Origin of the sequence: Apilactobacillus apisilvae (genome assembly GCF_023380225.1) — a bacterium.
Taxonomy (GTDB): domain Bacteria; phylum Bacillota; class Bacilli; order Lactobacillales; family Lactobacillaceae; genus Apilactobacillus; species Apilactobacillus apisilvae.
In genome coordinates, this window is sequence record NZ_CP093362.1 from 1,424,377 (window position 1) to 1,447,117 (window position 22,741).

Here is a 22,741-nt window from a genome sequence, read left to right on the forward strand (position 1 = left end):
GTATTATTGTTTTTGGGCTCCTTACAAAAGTATTTGTGAGGACAATTGATCGATTAAAGTAATCAATGACTCCCTATTCTCTTTGAATAGGGAGTTTTTACGTTTTTTACCCTAATAGATTTTACGAGGAGTTTATACACATGACTAAATATGTTTTTGTTACTGGTGGGGTTGTTTCTTCACTAGGAAAAGGAATTGTTTCTGCATCACTAGGTCGTTTATTAAAAAACCGTGGATTAAACGTTACCATCCAAAAATTTGATCCATACATTAATGTCGACCCAGGGACTATGAGTCCTTACCAACATGGTGAAGTTTTTGTTACCAATGATGGTACAGAAACCGACCTTGACCTTGGACATTATGAACGTTTTATTGATAATGACTTGAATAAGTACTCAAACGTAACTACTGGTAAAATTTATTCAGAAGTTTTACGTAAAGAACGTCGTGGTGACTATTTAGGAGCTACGGTTCAAGTTATTCCTCATATTACAGGAATGATTAAAGAAAAAATTATGCGTGCTGCTAAAGTTACTAATGCTGATATTGTAATTACAGAAATTGGTGGAACTGTAGGAGATATTGAATCACTACCTTTCTTAGAAGCTATTCGTCAAATGAAAGCTGAAGTTGGTGGAGACAATGTTTTCTATATTCACACAACTTTAATTCCATATTTACGTGCTGCTGGTGAAATGAAAACTAAGCCAACTCAACACAGTGTTAAGGAATTACGTGGCTTAGGAATACAACCCAACTTATTAGTTGTTAGAACTGAACAAGATGTTACTGATGATATGAAACGAAAAATTGCATTATTCTGTGATGTTAAGCCAGAAGCTGTTGTTGAATCAAAAGATGCCCCAACACTTTACACGATTCCATTGATGCTACAAGCACAAAATATGGATCAACAGGTATTGGACCACTTTGGTCTAGAAACACCTAAAGCTGATATGACAGAATGGAAAAAACTTGAACATAAAGTTCAAAATCTAAGTAAAGAAATTAATATTACCTTAGTTGGTAAGTACGTTAAGCTAAAAGATGCTTACATTTCAATTACTGAATCATTAAAACACGCTGGATACCCACTAGATGCTAAGGTTAATTTAAAAATGTTGAATTCAGAAAAGGTTAATGAAGATAACGTTAAAGACTTATTAAGTGATGCTGATGGTATTTTAGTTCCTGGTGGATTTGGTGATCGTGGAATTGAAGGTATGATTACTGCTGTTAAGTATGCTCGCGAAAATGACGTACCTTACTTTGGTATTTGTTTAGGAATGCAAATTGCAAGTATTGAATTTGCACGTGATGTTTTAGGTTATAAAGATGCTAATACTACTGAAATTGACCAAGACACACCACACAAGATTATTGACTTGATGGCTGATCAAAGTGATATTGATGGTATGGGTGGAACTCAACGTTTAGGTGCTTATCCATGTAAATTAGTTCCTGGTACTAAAACAGCTGCAGCATATGATAATAAAGCAGAAATTTCCGAACGTCATCGTCATCGTTATGAATATAACAATGAATATCGTCAAGAAATGGAAGATAATGGCTTAGTTATTTCAGGAACTTCACCTGATAATCATTTAGTTGAAGTTATTGAAATTCCAGCAAATAAATTCTTTATTGCTGCCCAATATCATCCAGAATTCTTATCTAGACCAACTAGACCAGAAGGGTTATTTAAATCATTTGTTGAAGCCGCAAATGAACAACATGATATAAATAATAAATAATTATTAAAAAGGGACTGTGACATAAGTCTATACAAAAATAGGATTTACGTTTTAAATTTAACGTAAATCCTATTTTTGTATATAACTTTATAAAATTAATGCCATTATAGTAAACCCAGCTTCCTTTTTAACCTTATCGATTCCCCTAACGGAGAATCGATTGAAACGCAAAGAAGCCTTTAGTCTACCAAAAACCGATTCAACATCTATCTTTCTTTTTGCGTAAATATCACTTGTTTTTGGTGCCAAAAGCAATGCTTGTTGTTTGTTTTTAAAATATTCCCATGCATAATTAATACTGATTTTTCTAGTGTTACCAGACTTAGTTAGAGCATATGAATTAATGTCTTGATTAAGATCATACTTTTCAGCTTTATATTCTTTAAAATCACGAGTGAATTTATATTTATCAGTTCTTTTACGATAACCATTAAAATTAAATCTGATGCCTTTGGGATCAATATAATAATCATCTTTTGAATTATAATACCAATTCATGACCTTACGGTCATCACTTTTCCATTTACGACTTTGTTCTTTTAACATTGTTCCATAGGGAATTAAAGGAATGTTATTAGTTAGTTTGTCTTCTATAAAACGATAATTACTTTCAGATCCATAACCAGCATCGGCAACAATATATTTACCTAAACTATTATTCTTAATTTGTTTATTTAAGAACGGAATTAAAGTACGAGTATCAGTGGGATTTTGATAAATGTCAAAATTAGTTATGAATTGTCCACTAGTGGCAATTTGTAAATTATAAGCAGGTTTAAGTTGTCCATTTAACATGGGGTCTTCCTTAATACGCATAAAAGTAGCATCATGATCAGTCTTAGAATAACTATTACGATTGGAAAATATTTTATTACTTTTTTGATATTCTATTTGTTTGCATTTACGAAAACGAAGTTTTCTTCTAATGGCTTTTAACTTACGACGCTTTTGTTTATGGGGATTAGGTGATAGTTTTTTATTCTGTTTAATTTGATCATTTAAATCTGATAAACAATTTTCTAAATGGATGATGATTTCATCTAACTCACTTGTTGAAATATCAGAGTCATCTGGGAGTTCACCCACATATTTAACATCATTCATGTCATGTAGTAATTTTATAATCGCTTCGCGATTTAATTTATCGAATCTGATTATATTTTTACGCCAAACAAAAGAATACTTATTAGCATTCGCTAGTATTTTAGTTCCATCGATAAAACTTACATCATAAATATAATTATTTTTTCTTAGATATTTAGTTAATTGATTCATGCATTTACTAATTAAATTTTCTGCTTCATCTGAAATCCTAAATCGACAGACTGTTCTGTATGAAGGAAATGAATTTTTAGTTAACCAACGTGCAGGTAAATTTTCTTCTGCCAGCTCACTAATTTGGCGACTACTAAAAATTCCTTTAGAATAGGCAAACAAGGTTAACTTTAATAGTGACCGTAGGTCGTATTTTCGTGGCCTACCAAATATGTATTTTTCTTCTAAAACAATCATTTCAACAATTTGATTGATAATTTTTACTTGATGATTATTTTTAGGTTGCCAATTTTGAATATTTAAAATATAATTAGTACTCATTAGTTTTAAGTTTCCTTTCAAGGAGATTTATTTAAACGATATCGGTTGGTTCGATATCGTTTTTTATTATACATAAATAACGCTCGTTGGAAAAATTAAATTCCAACGAGCGTTATTTTTTTAGAGACTTATGTCACAGTCCCTTTTCTTATTAATAAACGATTAAATATAAGCATAATTTTGCTTAAAGTGTTGTTTTTTTCTAGTTTATTATTTATGATTATTATTGTATTGTTCACTAAGTATGGTGAAATTGTAAGTGAGGAATTTAAATAATGAATAAAATGATAATTAGGGGTGGCCATCGATTATCTGGTGATGTAACAATTGGTGGTGCCAAAAATAGTACAGTGGCGTTAATTCCAGCGGCCATTTTGGCTGATACGCCAGTTCAATTTGATATGGTTCCCAATATTTTGGATGTTCATAATCTAATGTTAATTTTGGAATCCATGAATGTAAAATCAGACTTTGCTGATGGAATTTTAAATGTTGATCCAACCAACATAGTCGAAAATGCTTTACCCAGTAAAGCAATTAAAAGTTTAAGAGCTTCATACTATTTTATGGGAGCGCTTTTAGGAAAATTTGGAAGAGCCAAAGTTACTTTTCCAGGTGGTGATAATATTGGACCACGGCCAATTGATCAACATATTAAAGCTTTTAAAGCCATGGGAGCCAAAGTGATTAATGATGGTGATAAGGTTATTATTAATACTGAAAAAGGTGGACTTCATGGTGCATCTATATTTCTAGATGTCGTTTCAGTAGGTGCAACTATTAACACTATTTTGGCTGCAGTCAAGGCTAATGGGGAAACCATTATTAGAAATGCTGCTAAGGAACCTGAAATAATCGATATTGTGACCTTCCTAAATAATATGGGGGCTAAAATTAGAGGTGCTGGTACCGATGTGATTAGAATTGAAGGAGTTTCAAAGTTAGAAGCTAAGAATACCCATATCATTATCCCTGATCGTATTGAAGCTGGAACTTATTTAGCGATGGCTTCTGCTTATGGAAATGGTGTTAATGTTCATAATGTTATTCCTGAACATTTAGAATCTTTTATTTCTAAATTGCTAGAAATGGGAATTGATTTAAAAATTCATGAAGATAGTATCTATGTTCCCGAAAGTCATCATTTTAATGGGATTGAGATTAAGACAATGCCTTATCCAGGGTTTGCTACGGATCTACAACAACCAATTACTCCATTGTTATTAAAAGCTAATGGCGATAGTACAATTATTGATACAATTTATCCTAAACGAACTAAACATATTAGCGAATTAAATAAAATGGGTGCTAATATTCGTTATAATGACGGAAATGGAAGTATTATTGTTAGTCATACTGATAAACTAACTGGATCTAACATTTCTGCTGGTGAAATTAGAGCTGGTGCATCAGAAATGATCGCTGGATTAATGGCTGAAGGAACAACTGTAATTAGTAATGCTGATAATATTTTACGTGGTTATGATAATATTATTGATAAATTAACAGATTTGAATGCTGATGTAGAAATTATTAACGATGAAAAATAATATTATATTGCTGAAATAGATATTTCGTGTTAGTATAATTAGGTCGACTAATCGATAATCTCTGGATCAGCATATGATACAGGGCAAAGGAGCGATATATAATGAAAAAAGGAATTCATCCAGAATACCGTGAAGTAGTATTCCAAGATACTAGTACTGGTGCTAAGTTTGTTGCTGGTTCAACTATGAACTCAAGCGAAACAATCAAACTAGACGATGGTAACGAATACCCATTAGTACGTCTTGAAATTTCTTCAGATTCTCATCCATTCTACACTGGCCGTGAAAAATTCACCCAAGCAGATGGCGCTGTGGATCGTTTCAACAAGAAATACGGTTTCAAGTAGAGATAATAAAAAAGCAAGTCCACTTTGGACTTGCTTTTTTATTAATTATTTAAAATATATTTAATCCATTCAGGTATCATTTCATTAATTGCTTTAAAAGTTTGTTTAAATTCCCCGGTATACCAAGGATCTGGAATTTCTTTTCCAGCTTTGTTATCAGATACATCCAAAAACAAATGAATTTTTTGCAAATCATCTTTAGGAGCCCAGTGTAATAAATTTTGGATATTTTCCTTATCCATCCCAATAATATAATCATATTTTTTAAAATCAGTTGCTTCAATTTGTCGAGCGTACATATTAGAATAATCTAAATGATTTTGATTTAAAATACTTTGCACCGATGGATGGGGTGGATTACCAATTTCTTCAGTGCTAGTTGCTGCTGATGCAACCTCTAGTTTATCTGATAAATTATTTTTATTGATTAATTGTCTAAAAATAGCTTCAGCCATCGCAGAACGACATACATTTCCATGACATACAAACAATACTTTTTTCAAATTGATGACCTCCAATACATTTTTCATATATTATTTTAACAGGATTAATTAATAATATTAAGTTATAAATTTATAGTCATTCATTCTAAAATAGTTGTACAATAAAAGTGGGAATAATTGAAAGAGTGATTTTAATGCGCAATAATTTTATTTATATTAATGCTAATTTATTACGTAATATGGTGAAAACTTATGGAATTAGTTCAGCTGACTTTGTTAATGGATTAGACAAATTACCAAAAAATATTATTTTATTAAATGATGATCGAATTAACGCAAATAATGTAAATATACATACTAAATTTAGTGTTATTAATGGGCAGGAAGCAATTAAAAATTTTTTGTTAAATAAACAGATTATTAATAAAAAATTTATGGATTTTGAACGTAATTATGATTTAAATTTGTTATTGGATACTGAAATTGCTAGTTTATTGTATTTTGGACATATGGGGATGCCAATAGACAATCCATTTTCTTCTAAATTACAAAATAAATATGTTTATGTATCTAATAAGAATAATTTATTAACAACCTATTATCGTAATTTTGCTGACTTTAACCATATCTTAAATATTGGTATTAAGCGTCATCTAAGAATATTACATAATAGTAGAAGGATGTTCATTCGTCCATTATTATTAAAAAATGTTCCAATCGATATTTTAAAATTTATAATTAAAGTAAGTACTGATGGCATTTTTTTAAGTTTTGACAAAACTAATGAGCATCATCATGAGTATAAAATTCCGTTATTAATAGAAAATAAACCTCAGAGTCATTATATTTTTCACGATAACGATGATATTTATGAAGATACAATCAGAGTTGGATATTTAAAATATAATTTTACTAATTCTAAATGGCAGTTACATATTGATGACGAATCATTACCTAGTGAAATTTATGAAATTTTAAATTAAAAATAATTTTATTTTTCATGTTATACTGTTATTAATTATTTTGACAAAAAGAAGTGTATAGGAGATTAACAATTATGAAAATGTCAGTTGCAGAAATAGCAAGAGCCGTTTCCGCACAAAATGATGTTAGTGAATATGACGATATTGATATTACTAACGTTTCTTTTGATAGTCGAAAATTAGAACCGGGATCGCTATTTGTACCTTTAGTTAGCGAAAATGATGGTCATGATTATGTAGCCGATGCTATTGAAAATGGTGCTAAGGCGGTTTTATGGCAATCAGATCATTTTAATGAGCCATCAGATTTTCCAGTGTTGAAAGTTGATAATACTTTAAGTGCTTTGCAAATCTTAAGTCAATATTATTTGGCTAAAATTAATCCGAGAGTTGTGGCGGTTACTGGAAGTAACGGTAAAACTACAACTAAAGATATGATTGCTTCAATATTATCAACACAATTCAACGTTACCAAAACTCACGATAATTTTAATAATGAAATTGGTGTTCCAATTACTATTCTATCAATGGAACCAAATACTGAAATGCTAGTTATTGAAATGGGAATGGATCGTCCTGGTCAGTTAGACTTATTAAGCCATCTAGTGGAGCCTGATATTGCAATTATTACAATGATTGGAGAGGCTCATATTGAATTTTTTGGGACTCGTGACAAAATTGCTGATGCCAAAATGGAAATTACACACGGTTTAAAAGAAGACGGTGTATTTATCTATAATGGTGACGAGCCATTATTAGTAGATCGTGCTAAAAAATTACCATTTAAGCAATTAACATTTGGTAACAAAGACAACAATGATTTATATTCAACAAGTATTGATAGCGAAGAAAATAAAACTAAATTTACTGTTAATGAATGGGAAGATCAATTTACGATTCCTATTATGGGATCATACAACGTTAATAATGCATTAGCTGCTTTATCAGTTGGAAAATTATATCGTATTCATGAAAGTTATATGATTCAATCTTTAAAAGATTTTACAATTACTGATAATCGTACTGAATGGATCAAAGGGTTAAAACACGAAATGATTCTATCAGATGTCTACAATTCAAATCCAACGGCGGCTAAGTTAGTTTTAAAGGCATTCTCTAAAAGTGAAACCAAGGGTCGCAGAATTGCAGTTTTAGGCGATATGTTGGAACTGGGAGATAAATCTCGTGAAATGCATGAATCGCTTTATGATTCATTAAATCCAAATGAAATTCAAAGTGTTTATTTAATTGGTAATGATATGAAATATTTAGCTGAAAAGCTGAAGGGTAAGTATGAATTACAGTCATTACATTACTTTTTACCTGACCAATTAGACGAATTATTTGGTCAATTAAATGCTGAAATTTATGAAGATGATGAAGTCCTATTGAAAGCTAGTCATGGGATTCATCTAGAAAAAGTTTTAAATAAGCTAACTGAAGATTAACTTAAGTTGATAAATTAGCTTAAAAGGTTTAATATTGATTAGTTACATTTTTTTAATTATCGGAATTTTTATAATCAAGTTGCTACCGAATTTATGAGAACGGATCTTTCTCAAGTTAGCGATGGTATTATATAAAATGTTTCGTTTAGGAGGAAACATATTTGAAGTTTAGAGACTTAGGTCTTTCAGAAGACTTATTAAAAGCAATTGAGGAAAAAGGTTTTAAGGAAGCCACTCCAATTCAAGCTGAAACTATTCCTTTAACATTAAAAGGTGAAGATGTTTTAGGTCAGGCCCAAACTGGGACTGGTAAAACAGCTGCCTTTGCACTACCAATTATTGAACATATTGATTTAGATAATCCTAATGTTCAAGCGTTAGTTATTTCACCTACTCGTGAATTAGCTATTCAAACTAAAAACGAAATTAGTCGTTTTGGCAAGATTAAGGGTGTAAATACTACTGCCGTATATGGTGGTTCAGATATTAGAAGACAAATTAAAGATTTGAAGCGTCACCCACAAGTAATTGTAGGTACTCCAGGTCGTTTATTAGATCACATTAACCGTCACACTTTAAAACTAGTTAATGTTAAAACATTAGTTCTAGATGAAGCTGATGACATGCTAGATATGGGATTCTTAGAAGATATTGAAAGTATCATCAAGAAAGTTCCTAAAGAAAGACAAACACTATTATTTTCTGCTACAATGCCACAATCAATTAAACGTGTTGGGGTTCAATTCATGAAAGAACCCAAACAAGTTAAAATTAAGGCAAAAGAGTTAACTACGGAATTAATCGATCAATATTATATCCGTGTAAAACAGTTCGAAAAATTTGATGTTATGACTAGATTCTTTGATATCCAAGCACCTAAGGTAACGATTGTATTCTGTCGTACTAAACGTCGTGTTGATGAAGTATCTAAGGGATTATTATTAAGAGGTTACCGTGCTGCTGGATTACATGGTGATTTAACTCAAAATCGTCGTTCACAAATTATGCGTGATTTTAAAAACGATAAGGTTGATGTTTTAGTAGCAACTGATGTTGCAGCTCGTGGAATTGATGTTTCAGGAGTTACTCATGTTTATAATTACGATATTCCTCAAGACTCAGAAAGCTATGTTCATAGAATTGGTCGTACTGGACGTGCTGGAAATCATGGAGTATCAATGACTTTCGTTGAACCAAATGAAACTAGCTACTTGAGAGATATTGAAAAGCTAACAAAAGTTAGAATGCTACCATTAAAGCCACCTTCAGCTGATGAAGCTTTGAAAGGTCAATTGGAAGCAGCTACTAAACAAATTGGTTCATTAATCCAAAAAACTAAGGTTGAAAAATTTGCTGGTACTGCTGATAAATTATTAGAAGAATATGATGCAAAAGACCTAGTTGCTGTTTTATTAAGTAAGATGACTAGAAACCAAGTTAAGGTTCATATTTCATCTGAAAGACCACTACCAAGTCGTGGACATGGTAAGAATGGTCGTCGTGGTGGATTCCATCGTGGTGGTGGACGCGGTGGTCGCCGTGGAAACTTTAGAAGAAATAATAATCATCAAAATGGTGGTAATCGTCGTAATGGTGGCCGTCGCAACAATGATCGTCGTTCCGCTGGTCGTCGTCCAAATAAGTCTTTTACTATTAAAAACAAAGATTAATTATGTAAAAAGCTATTGATTTATTTAATAAGTCAATAGCTTTTTTTGGGTCTTAGATATACAATGGAAATACAATTAGTTTTTTACTGGAGGATTGTTCATTATGGTTGTAGCAACGCATCGAAATGCTAAATTAATCATTGATCGAAATGCTTTATACAAAAATATATTATCTGAAAAGCAACATCTAAATAAAGATGATGCGTTATTTATGGTCGTTAAGGCCAATGGTTATGGTCATGGAGCAATCGAAGTTGCGAAAACTGCAGTAAAGGCTGGTGCTAACGGATTTTGTGTTGCTATGTTAGATGAAGCATTAGAATTGCGTCATGCTGGATTTAAGCAACCAATTTTAATTTTAGGGATTAGTCGAGTTGAGGATGTTCAATTAATTGCTAAAGAGAACATTTCAGTTACAGTATCATCATTAGAATGGCTTAAAGATGCACAAAATTTATTAAGATCAACTGATAATACTTTAAAAGTTCATTTGGGATTGGATACGGGAATGGGTAGAATTGGCTTTCAAAATCCTGATGACTTAAAAGCAGCAATTGATTATATAAACAATTGTAAAAATTTGTTTTTTGAAGGGGTTTTTACTCATTTTGCAACTGCTGATGAAAAAGATAAAACATATTTCAATTTTCAGTTAAAAAAATTTAAGGAATTTATGACTGTTGTTAAAGTAAAACCCAGGTATGTGCATGTATCAAATTCAGCTACGAGCTTGTGGCATAGTGAATGTAATGGTAACATGGTAAGATATGGCGTTGCCGGATATGGATTAAATCCTTCCGGTGGAGCAGTAAAGCTTCCGTATGAATTGTATCCTGCACTTTCCTTAACTAGTGAAATTGTTAATTGTAAGCTAGTTAAGTCTGGTAATTCAATTGGTTATGGTGCTACTTATACTACTAATGATAATGAGTGGATTGGGACTGTACCAGTTGGTTATGCAGATGGAGTTATTAGAAAAATGCAAGGATTTAATTTGTTAGTTAATGGATATAAATGTCCAATTGTTGGTCGTGTTTGTATGGACCAGCTAATGATAAAACTTCCCACTCAAATGAAAACGGGCACTAAGGTCACTATTGTTGGTAAAAGTGGTGACCACAAGACAACATTACAGGATATCGCTACGTATTGTGATACAATTCATTATGAGGTTGCTTGTTTATTTACTAATCGTTTGAAACGAGTCTATATTAATTAAACTTAGACATAATTTAGAAAATAGGAGTAATTTATATATGGTATTAAATAATGGGATTTGTTTTAACATTGCAAGAAATTCATCAGTTCAATATGAATTGGATGAACTTTCTAATGGAATTCCAGCTAAATTAGATAACCAAAAAAGTGTTAAAGTTAGTCCAATGCTTGATGACTATTTATTAATTAATTCTATGATTCATGGTTACAAAGAAATGGGGAATATTAACCAGGAGATTTCTCATGAATTTGCCCCATGTGAGTCTGATGCTGAATGTAAGTTTATTAATTTAAAAAAATAATTTTTGGATAGGGGATGTGAAAATGTCAAACGTTGATATCAAACGTGGAGATATTTTTTATGCTGACCTATCACCGGTAGTTGGTTCAGAACAAGGTGGAATGAGGCCAGTATTAATTATTCAGAATAATATTGGTAATCATTATAGTCCTACCGTAATTGTCGCTGCAATCACTGCTAAAATTTCAAAGCCTAAAATGCCCACTCATGTGGGTATCAGTGCTGATAAAACTAAAATTGAAAAAAATTCGGTAGTTTTATTGGAGCAAATTAGGACGATTGATAAACAACGTCTTAATGATCGTGTGGATCATTTGGGCGATAAGTTTATGAAACGTATCGATAAGTCTTTGAAATTGAGTGTTGGGATTCAGTGATTTTAATACATAAATTTAGATAATAAAAAAGATGCGGTTTTTATATACGCATCTTTTTTATTATCTTTCATCATTTAAATCTTCAATTTCAGCCACTCTAAAGGCTTTCCTTTCAAGAGCAGCAGTGATTTTACTTAATAGTTCTTTATTTACATCGGCTGGTAAGGTAAACATTACTCGATGAACTAGTTCACCTTCCTGAGCATCCAAACTAATAACACTTGCAATTGAAGTATATTTAGTAATTATTTTAGACATAGCTTCCAAATCACCACGATCACCAGGAGCCAAAACTGTAATTACATAACTACCAATGTTAACGTTCCATGATTGGGATAACATATCGAGTAATCTAGTATGAGTTAAAATTCCATAAAATTTATTTTCGTTACTTAATACAGCGATATAAGGTAAATCTTTAATTGAGAAAAATACATGGAAGAAAGCTGAATCAACACTAATGAATTTCGTAGCATTTTTTAATAAAGTTGTAACTGGTAAGTTCATATCACCACCACGTGATTTGTGACGATAAATGTGCATCTTATAGATGTTTCCTCTAAAAATAGTGCCAGTTTCGTCTAGAATGGGAATACATCTAAATCCTGATTCTTCAAGAACTGTTAAAGCATCTTTAAGCGATACGTTCTCGTTTACCGTAACTAATCTACTTTTGGGTTTTACTAAAGATTTTAGTAACATAAATAACACTCCTTTAATTATTAGAATATATCTAATATTCTCATTTTAGCATATATTTTTTAATATGTATTAGGGTTTTCGACAAAATAAAAGCCATATTGGATAAATCCAACATGGCTTTTATTTATATTTAACAAATTACTTTAAAGATTCCATACCTTTTTCAGCAGTTTCCTTTAAAGTTTTAGCAGAAGCATCCATCTTAGCTTTTTCTTCATCACTTAGAGGAACTTCAATAACTTGTTTTACACCTGAAGCATTAACAACAGCAGGAGTACCAATGTAAATATCGTTTAAACCATATTCACCATTCATTGGAGCACCAATAGGCAATACTGAGTTTTCATCACGCAAAATGGCACGTGAAATTCTCATTAATGCAGTAGCGACACCATAGAAAGTAGCACCTTTCTTGTTAATGATAGTGTAAGCTTTGTTTCTAGTTTCATCTTCAAGTTTTAGTAAGTCATCTTTGCTTACGCCAGCATCTTTAGCAACGTCTAATAATGGACGTGAACCAACAGTTGCTTCGTCAATTGCAGCAAATTCAGAGTCACCATGTTCACCCATGATGTATGCATTAACATCAGCAGGGTTAACACCGATCTTCTTAGCAACAGCTACTTGGAAACGAGTTGTATCTAGTGAAGTACCAGAACCTACAACTTTTTCCTTTGGCCAACCTGAAAGCTTTTGAACACCGTAAGTTAAAACGTCAACTGGGTTAGCAGCAACTAAGAAAATACCATCAAAACCAGATTTAACAACTTCTGGTACGATTGAAGATAAAATCTTTAGGTTCTTGCCAACTAAGTCAAGACGAGTTTCACCTGGTTTTTGTGGTGCACCAGCAGTGATAACAACTAAGTCAGCATCTGCACAGTCACTGTAATCACCAGCGTAAATGTTCTTAGGAGCAGTAAATACTTGAGCATCTTCTAAATCAAGTGCGTCTCCTTCAATACGATCTCTAATAATATCAACGATGACGAATTCTTCACCGATTCCTTGTTGCATCATAGCAAATGCATATGATGAACCTACGGCACCGTCACCAACTAAAACGACTTTTTGATGTTTCAAAGCCACAATAATCATCCCTTCAAAAACATATTTTAAAGTTACAAGAAAATTATATCATTAAAATTGTATTTAGTAAGGACATAGCCTTAAAAAATCATAATTTATTTGGATGAATTACTGAAACATCAGAATAATCATTGATTATGATATAATTTATAATAATTAACTAAAAATGAGGAGCGCTTAAATATGAAAATGATTGTTGGATTAGGAAATATTGGTCCACAATATGATGGAACTAGACATAATACAGGATTTGAAGTTGTAGATCATTTTGCTGAAAAGCATGGAATTGATTTATCAACTCGTAAAATGGAAGCTAAATTTGGCTCTGGCTTAATTGATGGGGAAAAAGTTATGTTAGTTGAACCACTAACTTTTATGAATGAATCAGGTCGAGCAGTCGGTCCGTTAATGAAATACTTTAAATTAAGTTTAGAAGATTTAGTGGTTGTCTATGATGACATGGATTTGCCAGTTGGTAAAATTCGTTTAAGAACGCATGGTTCAGCGGGTGGTCATAATGGAATTAAAAGTTTAATTGCCCATTTACAAACAGATAAATTTAACCGTGTTAGAGTTGGAACTGGTCATCCTCAACGTGAAAGTGTTGTGGATTATGTACTAGGTCAATTTACTGCCGAACAAAAACCTGATTTTGCTAGAGCTTGTGATAATTCTGTATCTGCATTAGAAGATTTTGTTAATAATGAAGAATTTAGTCGTTTGGAAAATAAATATAATTAAAGTTTAAAAAGGGGGAATTACAATTGGAAATTAATCAATTTTTCTCTCAATTACCACAATATGATTCGATAATTGATGATTTAAAACCCAAACATCGTCAGTTAGTAACCGGATTGTCAGGTTCTGCTAAGATGATGTTAATTGCTACTTTAATGCAGTCAACTAAAAAGACATTTTTAATTGTTACTGATTCTCTATCGAGGGTTTCTGATATTGTAGAAGATTTGCAAAATATTTTACCAGCAAAGGATGTTTTATCATTCCCTGTGGAAGAAGTTCTTGCCGCTGAGATGGCAACCAGTTCACCTGAATATAAAGCTGATCGGGTTCTAGCTTTAGATGCTCTTCAAAGTAATGGACCTAAAATCATTGTTACTTCTGTCTCAGGAGTAAAAAGATATCTACCTGATTCCAAAACCTTTTCTGAATCTAAGCTAAGTATCAAATTGGGAATGGATATTGATCTGGAAAAATTAAGAATAATGTTATATCAAATGGGATATTCACCTGAAAAAATGGTTGCTGCACCAGGTGAATTTTCTATTCGAGGTTCGATTGTTGATATTTATCCACTAAATTCTGAATACCCAGTTAGAATTGACTTCTTTGATACTGAAGTAGATTCACTTCGTTATTTTGATATTTCTAACCAAAGAAGTTTAGAAAATATTGACAATATTAATGTCTTACCTGCAAATGATATGGTAGTTAGTGAAGATGAACGACAAAAAGCAGCCGAATCAATTAATGATAAATTAAAACTTAGAATATCATCGATTGAAAATGCCGAAGATAAAAAACGTCTTTCAAGTACGGTTGAATCAATTATTGATGATATGAAAAAAGGTATTTTTAATAATAATTGGTTATTATATGCTAAAAAGTTATTTAGTAATCCCAGTTCAATATTTGATTATGTTCCTAATGATGGAGTAATTTTATTTGACGATTATAGTCGTTTATTGGATTCAGATCGTCAATTAATGACTGATGAACAAAATTGGGCGGAAGAGAAGCTTGAACATTCTGAACTTCTATCAACTGATAATATTACATTAGATTTTAAGGACCAATTTCGTAAAATTAAACAATCTGAAATATTATTTTCACTATTCCAAAAAGGCTTAGGCAATATTAAGTTAACTCAATTGAATGATATTAAAGTTCGTCCAATGCAAAAGTTCTTTGGTCAAATGCCATTATTAAAAACTGAAATTGATAATTGGTCTAAACAAGGTTCAACAGTAATTATATTGGTTAAAGATAAAAATCGGATGCAAAAAGTAACCCAAACTTTAAATGATTTTGAAATTAAGACATTGCAAAATAGTGCTGATAATATTATTCCACATAAAGTGCAAATAGTTTCAGAACGTTTGAAGAATGGTTTTGAAATTCCACTTAATCAGTTAGTTGTGATTACTGAATCAGAAATGTTTGCTAAAGTCCATAAGAGAAGACCACGACGTCAGACTTTTTCGAATGCGCAAAGAATTAAAAGTTATACTGATTTAAAGGCTGGTGACTATGTTGTTCATGCTAACCATGGAATTGGTCGATATGATGGAATGAAAACAATGGAGGTCGATGGTAAACATCAAGATTATATTACTATCACTTATCGTGATAATGCTCAGTTGTTTATTCCAGTTACACAACTAAATTTAATTCAAAAATATGTATCTTCAGAAGATCGTCATCCAAGAGTAAATAAACTTGGTGGTAGTGAATGGCAGAAAACTAAACGTAAGGTACAAAATAAAATTGAGGATATTGCTGACGATTTGATCGATCTTTATGCTAAAAGATCTTCACAAAAAGGTTTTGCATTTCCGAAAGATGATGAGTATCAAGATCAATTTGAAGCTGCTTTTCCATATGAACCAACACCTGATCAGGTTCGTAGTTCTGAGGAAATTAAGCACGATATGGAGCAACCACAACCAATGGATCGTTTATTAGTTGGGGATGTTGGTTATGGTAAAACTGAAGTTGCCTTGCATGCCGCTTTTAAAGCAGTGGAAGCTGGCAAACAGGTGGCTTTTTTAGTTCCTACAACTGTTTTAGCACATCAGCACTATGAAACTATTTTAAATCGTTTTGAAGGTTTCCCCGTTAATGTTTCAGTTTTATCAAGATTTAGAACTAGGAAACAAGTTAAGGAAACTAAGAATGGATTGTTAGACGGTAGTATCGATATTGTAGTTGGAACCCATCGTCTTTTGTCTAAAGATATTAAGTTTAAAGACCTAGGCTTATTAATGGTTGATGAAGAACAACGTTTCGGAGTTAAACATAAAGAAAAGATTAAGGAATTAAGATCGAATGTGGATGTTTTAACGCTAACAGCAACCCCAATTCCTAGAACATTGAATATGTCAATGATGGGTGTTCGTGATTTATCCGTTATTGAAACCCCACCAGCCAATCGTTATCCAATTCAAACCTATGTAATGGAAGAAAATGCTGGTGCTATTCGAGAGGGAATTAATCGTGAAATGAGTCGTGGTGGTCAAGTCTTTTATATGCATAATCGAGTTGCCGATATTGAAAAAACGGTTAGTCATTTGCAGTCATTAGTACCAGATGCAAGAGTTGGCTATATTCATGGACAAATGACTGAAAATCAGTTGGAAACTGTTTTATATGATTTTGTTAATGGTGAATATGACGTTTTAGTAACGACTACAATTATTGAAACTGGTGTTGATATTCCTAATGCAAATACTTTATTTGTGGAGAATTCTGATCATATGGGATTGTCACAGTTGTACCAAATTCGTGGAAGAATTGGCCGTTCTAATCGAGTTGCTTATGCATACTTTATGTATAAACCTAATAAAGTATTAACCGAAGTTTCTGAAAATCGTCTAGAAGCCATTCGTGATTTTACTGAATTAGGTTCTGGTTTTAAAATTGCGATGCGTGATTTATCGCTACGTGGTGCTGGAAACTTACTAGGAAAACAACAATCTGGATTTGTAGATTCAGTGGGTTATGATATGTACACTGAAATGTTATCAGATGCAGTAGCTAGAAAACGTGGGCGTAAAACTGATGCCAAAATTGAAACTCATATTGATTTAGATGTTGAGGCTTATTTACCAGATGAATATATTCAGGATTCACAACAAAAAATTGAATTATATAAGCGAATTCGTCAAATGAATAATGATGATCAGTATCGAGAATTACAATCTGATATGATTGATCGATTTGGTGATTATCCTAAGGCAGTTGAAAATCTAATGACGATTAGTCGGATTAAGATGTATGCAGGAACTGCTCTTATTCAAAGTATTACTAAAGGAAAGCAACAATTAGTAATTACGCTATCTAAAATGGGAACTGACTTTTATGATAGTAAACAGGTATTAAAATCCATTGCTGCAACTTCATTTCGTTCGATGATTGGGATAGCTGATGGTAAAATGCAAATTACACTCATCGTTCAACCGACGATGAGCGAAGATAAGTGGTTAAACGAATTAATGAAATTTGTTTTAGATTTAGATAAGGAACATACAGGTATTTTAAATAATGAAAAATAGTGAAAATAAATTAGCAGCTCTAATGAAGGGAGCCATGCTTTTATCAATCGCTTCTTTAATTAGTAAAGTTTTAAGTGCTTTTTATCGGGTTCCATTCCAAAATTTAGTTGGTAACTTAGGTTTTTATATTTATCAGCAGGTCTATCCTATTTATGGCATTGGGATGACACTGGCTTTATCAGGATTACCAATTTTCATTTCAAGATTGATTGCTGAGCAAAGTAATGATGAAAATAAAAAAGCTTTATTAAGACAAATTTTAATTTCTTTATCTATTTTTGGGATGATAATTTTTTTAATTTTACAATTAAATTCTTTGAATATTGCTCATTTAATGGGGGATGCAAAACTATCCATTATCATTAGAGCAATTAGTTGGATGTTTTTATTTACGCCATTTTTAGCAAGCCTACGTGGCTATTTTCAAGCTGTTTTATTTATGAAACCCACCGCATATTCTCAAGTGGTTGAACAAATTATAAGAGTTGCTGTGATTTTATTAGCTGCATATATTGGAATGCATAGTGGAATTGATCCGTATACTGTTGGTAAATATTCTATGTTAGCAGTACCAATTGCTGAAATCTTTTCATTAGCTGTTTTATTGATTTATTTTAAAAAATGGATTGGTAACTTACCCAAAATTAAATTGATATCATATTCCAACTTAACTAAGCAGTTATTTTTAGAAGGTGGAACCTTATGTTTATTGGCATCTTTAATGGTATTATTGCAACTTGTTGACTCTTTTACAGTTAGAAAAGGATTAGTTATTTCGGGTTTATCAATGTTTGATTCGCAAGTATCTAAAGGAATATATGATCGTGGTCAAACCTTAGTTCAATTAGGACTAGTCTTTGCAACATCTTTTTCTAGTGCAATTTTACCCTCTTTAAGTCAGGCATATAAAAAAAGTGATCATAAAACTTTTAACAATATTGCAAATGATATTATGCATGTGAGCATTTTCTTAACGGTTGCGATTACGGCAGGAATGATTAGCTTGATGCCATTAATTAATCAGTTGTTGTTTAACAGTCAAACTGAAAGTCATACGATTAGTGTTTATTGTTTAAGTATTCTAATCACAACGATTATTACAATTTATAGTAGTATTTTACAAAGTATAGACCAATTTAAAGTTGCTGCGATTTCAATTGGAGTAGGAATATTATTTAAATTTTTAACAACTGAATTTTTAACAGCCAAAATTGGAATAATGGGGGCTAGTTTTTCAACGATTTTTAGTTTGTTGATTATTTTAATTTTAGAAATCTGTTTTGCTAATTTTAAACTAAAAATGAATAATAAAATGATGTTCACAATTAAATTAATAGTAACTACTGTTATTATGATGGTAGTTGAATTAATTTTATCTGATATGATTTATAATTATTTACCAATGCATAGTCTTAGATTAAAATCATTAGTTTCATTGCTTATTTTGATTCCAATTGGAGCAGCCTTATTTATTTTAATTGCAAAAAAACTTACTATACTAAGTGATGAAGAGTGGAAGTCAGTCCCAATAATAAATAGATTTATTAAAGATTAGGAGGAATTTAATTTATGAGATTAGACAAATTTTTAAAGACAGCCAGAATTATAAAACGCAGAACAGTAGCTAAAAGTATTTCTGATCAAGGTAGAATTCTACTAAACGGCCGTATTGCCAAATCATCCACTGATGTTAAATCTAATGATGAATTAGTAATTAAATTTGGTAACAAAACCTTAACTTTAAAAGTTAATCAACTTTTTGAAACAACTAAGAAAGCTGATGCAGATCGTATGTACACTGTATTAGATGAACAATATGAACGTGATTTTTCTAACGAATAGTATTATTTTTGCTTTTAAGTGTTTATTTTATTTAAAATAATGATTATACTAATATTTATTAGGGAGGTTGCTAGATAATGCCAAATAAAGTACATCATTTGAATAATAATTATGAAAAGATAACTAATTCCAGGCACGCTAAAATAATTAAAATGCGTAAAAAACGTGGGGTTATTTTAGTTTCAATTTTTTTGGTAGTTATTTTGATTCTTAGTTATCAATTGATAAATACTAAGATGCAGTCTAGTAATTTAGCTAGTAAAAAAGCACGTAGTGAAGTTATTTTAAAAAATAGCAGTGAGAAGAATAAAGAATTAAAGCAAAATGTAAAGCAACTCTATAGTAATGATTATTTAGAAAAATTAATTCGTCAAAAATACTATTATACAAAACCAGGTGAAACAGTTTATGGTTTACCAGGTGATGTATCAAGAGATGTCACACAAAATTAAAATGGTATAAAAATACCATTTTTTTTGTACAATAATATCTATAATGGTGCTATACTTAATATACTTACTTTTTTAGGAGGAACAATTTTTTTATGGCAATTGAAGTTGGATCAAAAATTTCCGGCAAAGTATCAGGGATTACTAATTTTGGAGCATTTGTTGACCTAGGCGATCATAAAACCGGGTTAGTTCATATTAGTGAAATTTCTGACAGCTATATCAAAGACATTAAAGATGTTTTAAAAGTTGGCGATGAAGTTCAAGTTAAGGTTTTGAAAATTGGTGATGATGGTAAGATTGCTCTTTCAATAAGAAAGGCAAAACCAGAATCAGAAAGAAAACCTGAACACCATTCTAATAATCATGGTAATTCAAAGCATGAGTTTGGTCACAATAATAACCATCGTCATAATAACGATAACCATAAAAATAAAAAGGCTAGTTTCGATGACTTAATGAATAATTTCATAAAGGATAGTGAAAGTCGACTAGCAACAATTAAGAAGAATACAGAAGGCAAACGTGGTGGCCGTGGCGGTCGTCGTAGCTAAAATTAAAAAATGATTGAGGACATTCATTCCTTAATCATTTTCTTTTTATCCAAATTTTTTAATTATATAAAGGAGAAAAATGATGCAAGATGGTGAGACATTAAGCACACAATTTTTCAATTTAATTACTAATAATGAGTGGTTTAGTCCCTTAGATAAAGTCGTTATAGGAGTTTCAGCAGGAGTTGATTCAATGGTACTTCTATACTTAATGACTCATCTGCCAGACAATGTTAGACCCAAAATTATCGTAGCGCATATTAATCATAAATTGAGATTACAAAGTGAAAAAGAGCAATCTTATATTGAAAGTTTTTGTAAGAATAACGATTTACAATGTGAAATTGGTATTTGGGAACAAAAAAATCATCCAACTAATGGAATTGAGAATTTTGCGCGGCAATATAGATATAGTTTTTTTAAAAAAATTATGACTAAATATTCTGCCAATTATTTATTAACAGCGCATCATTTAAATGATCAATCAGAAACTATTTTAATGAAATTAATTCGTGGTTCATATGTAAAACAAATTAGTGGAATTCAAAGAATTCGTAAATTCAATAATGGCTTTTTACTAAGACCATTGTTGGATTTTAAAAAATCAGAATTAAAGCAGTATGCGATTGAAAAACACATTAAATGGTTTGAGGATTCCACTAATCAAGAGTTAGATGTTCAAAGAAATCGTGTTCGTCATCAAATTATTCCAATGATGGAAAAAGAGAATCCACAAGTCATTAAACATTTGGGTAACTTTTCGAAACAACTGAATCAAATAATTGATACCAATAATGATTTAATTTTTAGGTTATTAGATCAATTAAAATTACCAGATGGTGGCTATAATTTAGAATTATTTAATGGTTATTCAAAAAACGTTAAGTTTAGTATTTTAGAAACAATTTTAAATCCCATAAATAATCCAGCGCTAGCTAATAATAATAATATGTACAATATTATTGAAATCTTATCGGCTGATTCAAAACCACAACTTAAAATTGACTTATCTAATGAATATCAAATTTATAAAAGTTATAATAAATTTGGCCTTTTAAATAAAAATAATAATGTGAATTTATTAAAATCAGATAACTTTGTGGTACCATTAAACCAATGGTTTACTACATTAGATGGAAAATCTGTATTATTTACTGATAAAGAAATAAAATCTGTTGATAAATATTCACGAGTTTCAATATTTTCATTATCTGCAGATGATTTTCCATTAAGTGTTAGACTTACCGATAAAAAGGATAAAATAACTTTAAAAAGCGGTGGACATCAATTCGCTAAGCGAATTTTCATTAATAAGAAGGTTCCTAACGACCTTAGAAAAACTGCTCAAACATTGTTGACCGCTAAGGGTAAGGTCTTATCAATTTTAGGATATAGTGAATCAACTATTTTAAATCACAGTAATAAAAGATATAATTTAATCATTAAGTAAAGCTTTTGGAAGGAGAACATAATGAATAACGACATTCTTAAGACCCTATATAGTGAGCAAGATATTGAAAACGCATGTAAACGACTTGGTGATCAAATAACTACAGATTATCAAGGGAAAAATCCAATAGTTATCGGTGTCTTAAAAGGTGCTATTTTCTTTATGACTGACTTGGTTCGAGATATTGATTTATATATGGATATCGATTTTATTGATGTATCAAGTTATCATGGCGGTACTCATTCAAGTGGTTCAATTGAACTTATGAAGGATATTGATATTGATGTAAAGGGACGCAATATTTTATTTGTTGAAGATATTATTGATACAGGCCGTACTTTAAAATATTTAGAAGATTTATTGGAAGATCGTGGTGCTAAATCGATTAAGGTATGTACACTAATGGATAAACCAGAAGGTCGAGTAGTTGAAGCCAAGGCTGACTATGTTGGACTAGAAGTTCCTAATGAATTCGTAGTAGGGTATGGACTGGACTATGTAGGTAAATATCGTAATTTACCTTATGTAGGAGTTTTAAAACCAGAAGTTTATTCAGACAAATAGATAGTCTATAAAACAAAAAAATGATAATATATATTTTGTGTCTAAGTTTAGATACTAACTAAAAAATATCTTTCTTTATTAGTGATATAATTATCATTAAATAAAATAA

Annotated in this window: 20 protein-coding genes and 1 pseudogene; 17 read left to right on the forward strand and 4 right to left on the reverse strand. The window is 31.2% G+C overall.

Annotated features, from left to right (window positions below; translation table 11 throughout):
* Window positions 1-140 precede the first annotated feature (140 nt).
* Window positions 141-1,757 (forward strand): CTP synthase, encoded by a 1,617-nt coding sequence (locus MOO46_RS07085; RefSeq protein WP_249510975.1) that lies wholly within the window; start codon window positions 141-143, stop codon window positions 1,755-1,757.
* A gap of 96 nt (window positions 1,758-1,853) precedes the next feature.
* Here MOO46_RS07085 and MOO46_RS07090 read toward each other — a convergent pair.
* Window positions 1,854-3,353 (reverse strand): annotated as a pseudogene (locus tag MOO46_RS07090) (IS1182 family transposase); the annotation flags it as partial.
* 275 nt (window positions 3,354-3,628) lie between these two features.
* On the opposite strand from MOO46_RS07090, the gene MOO46_RS07095 reads away from it, so the two are divergent.
* Window positions 3,629-4,903: a UDP-N-acetylglucosamine 1-carboxyvinyltransferase gene (locus MOO46_RS07095; protein ID WP_249510976.1), complete on the forward strand. Its 1,275-nt coding sequence runs from the start codon at window positions 3,629-3,631 to the stop codon at window positions 4,901-4,903.
* 101 nt (window positions 4,904-5,004) lie between these two features.
* Window positions 5,005-5,250: a type B 50S ribosomal protein L31 gene (locus MOO46_RS07100; RefSeq protein WP_249510977.1), complete on the forward strand. Its 246-nt coding sequence runs from the start codon at window positions 5,005-5,007 to the stop codon at window positions 5,248-5,250.
* Between the two features lie 41 nt (window positions 5,251-5,291).
* On the opposite strand, the gene MOO46_RS07105 is transcribed toward MOO46_RS07100, so the two are convergent.
* Window positions 5,292-5,753, reverse strand: a complete 462-nt coding sequence (locus MOO46_RS07105; RefSeq protein ID WP_249510978.1) for a low molecular weight protein-tyrosine-phosphatase — start codon at window positions 5,751-5,753, stop codon at window positions 5,292-5,294.
* A 134-nt stretch (window positions 5,754-5,887) separates the two neighbouring features.
* On the opposite strand from MOO46_RS07105, the gene MOO46_RS07110 reads away from it, so the two are divergent.
* The 6 genes from MOO46_RS07110 to MOO46_RS07135 all read left to right on the forward strand — a co-directional run bounded on the left by MOO46_RS07110 (window position 5,888) and on the right by MOO46_RS07135 (window position 11,690).
* Entirely contained in the window at window positions 5,888-6,676 is a 789-nt protein-coding gene (locus tag MOO46_RS07110) for a hypothetical protein (protein ID WP_249510979.1), read from the forward strand.
* Between the two features lie 74 nt (window positions 6,677-6,750).
* Window positions 6,751-8,124 (forward strand): UDP-N-acetylmuramoyl-tripeptide--D-alanyl-D-alanine ligase, encoded by a 1,374-nt coding sequence (locus tag MOO46_RS07115; protein ID WP_249510980.1) that lies wholly within the window; start codon window positions 6,751-6,753, stop codon window positions 8,122-8,124.
* Between the two features lie 161 nt (window positions 8,125-8,285).
* Window positions 8,286-9,794, forward strand: coding sequence for a DEAD/DEAH box helicase (locus MOO46_RS07120; RefSeq protein WP_249510981.1), 1,509 nt, complete (start codon window positions 8,286-8,288; stop codon window positions 9,792-9,794).
* 103 nt (window positions 9,795-9,897) lie between these two features.
* On the forward strand, window positions 9,898-11,013 hold the full coding sequence (alr, locus tag MOO46_RS07125) for an alanine racemase (protein ID WP_249510982.1): 1,116 nt from the start codon (window positions 9,898-9,900) through the stop codon (window positions 11,011-11,013).
* 37 nt (window positions 11,014-11,050) lie between these two features.
* Window positions 11,051-11,314, forward strand: a complete 264-nt coding sequence (locus MOO46_RS07130) for a hypothetical protein (protein WP_249510983.1) — start codon at window positions 11,051-11,053, stop codon at window positions 11,312-11,314.
* A 22-nt stretch (window positions 11,315-11,336) separates the two neighbouring features.
* Window positions 11,337-11,690 (forward strand): type II toxin-antitoxin system PemK/MazF family toxin, encoded by a 354-nt coding sequence (locus MOO46_RS07135; RefSeq protein ID WP_249510984.1) that lies wholly within the window; start codon window positions 11,337-11,339, stop codon window positions 11,688-11,690.
* A gap of 60 nt (window positions 11,691-11,750) precedes the next feature.
* Here MOO46_RS07135 and cbpA read toward each other — a convergent pair whose 3' ends face one another.
* Both cbpA and MOO46_RS07145 read right to left on the reverse strand, forming a co-directional pair.
* Window positions 11,751-12,392 (reverse strand): cyclic di-AMP binding protein CbpA, encoded by a 642-nt coding sequence (gene cbpA, locus MOO46_RS07140; protein ID WP_249510985.1) that lies wholly within the window; start codon window positions 12,390-12,392, stop codon window positions 11,751-11,753.
* 138 nt (window positions 12,393-12,530) lie between these two features.
* Window positions 12,531-13,481 (reverse strand): L-lactate dehydrogenase, encoded by a 951-nt coding sequence (locus MOO46_RS07145; protein WP_249511726.1) that lies wholly within the window; start codon window positions 13,479-13,481, stop codon window positions 12,531-12,533.
* Window positions 13,482-13,664: 183 nt separating this feature from the next.
* On the opposite strand from MOO46_RS07145, the gene pth reads away from it, so the two are divergent.
* The 8 genes from pth (at window position 13,665) to hpt (ending at window position 22,632) form a co-directional block, all read left to right on the forward strand.
* A complete protein-coding gene (gene pth, locus MOO46_RS07150) occupies window positions 13,665-14,222 on the forward strand; it encodes an aminoacyl-tRNA hydrolase (protein ID WP_249510986.1) in 558 nt (185 codons plus the stop codon).
* 23 nt (window positions 14,223-14,245) lie between these two features.
* On the forward strand, window positions 14,246-17,773 hold the full coding sequence (gene mfd / locus MOO46_RS07155; protein WP_249510987.1) for a transcription-repair coupling factor: 3,528 nt from the start codon (window positions 14,246-14,248) through the stop codon (window positions 17,771-17,773).
* A complete protein-coding gene (locus MOO46_RS07160) occupies window positions 17,763-19,328 on the forward strand; it encodes a putative polysaccharide biosynthesis protein (RefSeq protein WP_249510988.1) in 1,566 nt (521 codons plus the stop codon). Before mfd ends, MOO46_RS07160 begins: the two co-directional genes overlap by 11 nt.
* Before the next feature lie 14 nt (window positions 19,329-19,342).
* The gene (locus tag MOO46_RS07165; RefSeq protein WP_249510989.1) at window positions 19,343-19,615 is read left to right on the forward strand and encodes an RNA-binding S4 domain-containing protein; all 273 of its coding nucleotides are present in this window, start codon (window positions 19,343-19,345) and stop codon (window positions 19,613-19,615) included.
* 77 nt (window positions 19,616-19,692) lie between these two features.
* On the forward strand, window positions 19,693-20,067 hold the full coding sequence (locus MOO46_RS07170; protein ID WP_249510990.1) for an FtsB family cell division protein: 375 nt from the start codon (window positions 19,693-19,695) through the stop codon (window positions 20,065-20,067).
* 92 nt (window positions 20,068-20,159) lie between these two features.
* The gene (locus MOO46_RS07175) at window positions 20,160-20,618 is read left to right on the forward strand and encodes a S1 domain-containing RNA-binding protein (protein WP_249510991.1); all 459 of its coding nucleotides are present in this window, start codon (window positions 20,160-20,162) and stop codon (window positions 20,616-20,618) included.
* Between the two features lie 82 nt (window positions 20,619-20,700).
* The gene (gene tilS, locus MOO46_RS07180; protein ID WP_249510992.1) at window positions 20,701-22,068 is read left to right on the forward strand and encodes a tRNA lysidine(34) synthetase TilS; all 1,368 of its coding nucleotides are present in this window, start codon (window positions 20,701-20,703) and stop codon (window positions 22,066-22,068) included.
* A gap of 21 nt (window positions 22,069-22,089) precedes the next feature.
* Window positions 22,090-22,632, forward strand: a complete 543-nt coding sequence (hpt, locus tag MOO46_RS07185; protein WP_249510993.1) for a hypoxanthine phosphoribosyltransferase — start codon at window positions 22,090-22,092, stop codon at window positions 22,630-22,632.
* Window positions 22,633-22,741 lie beyond the last annotated feature (109 nt).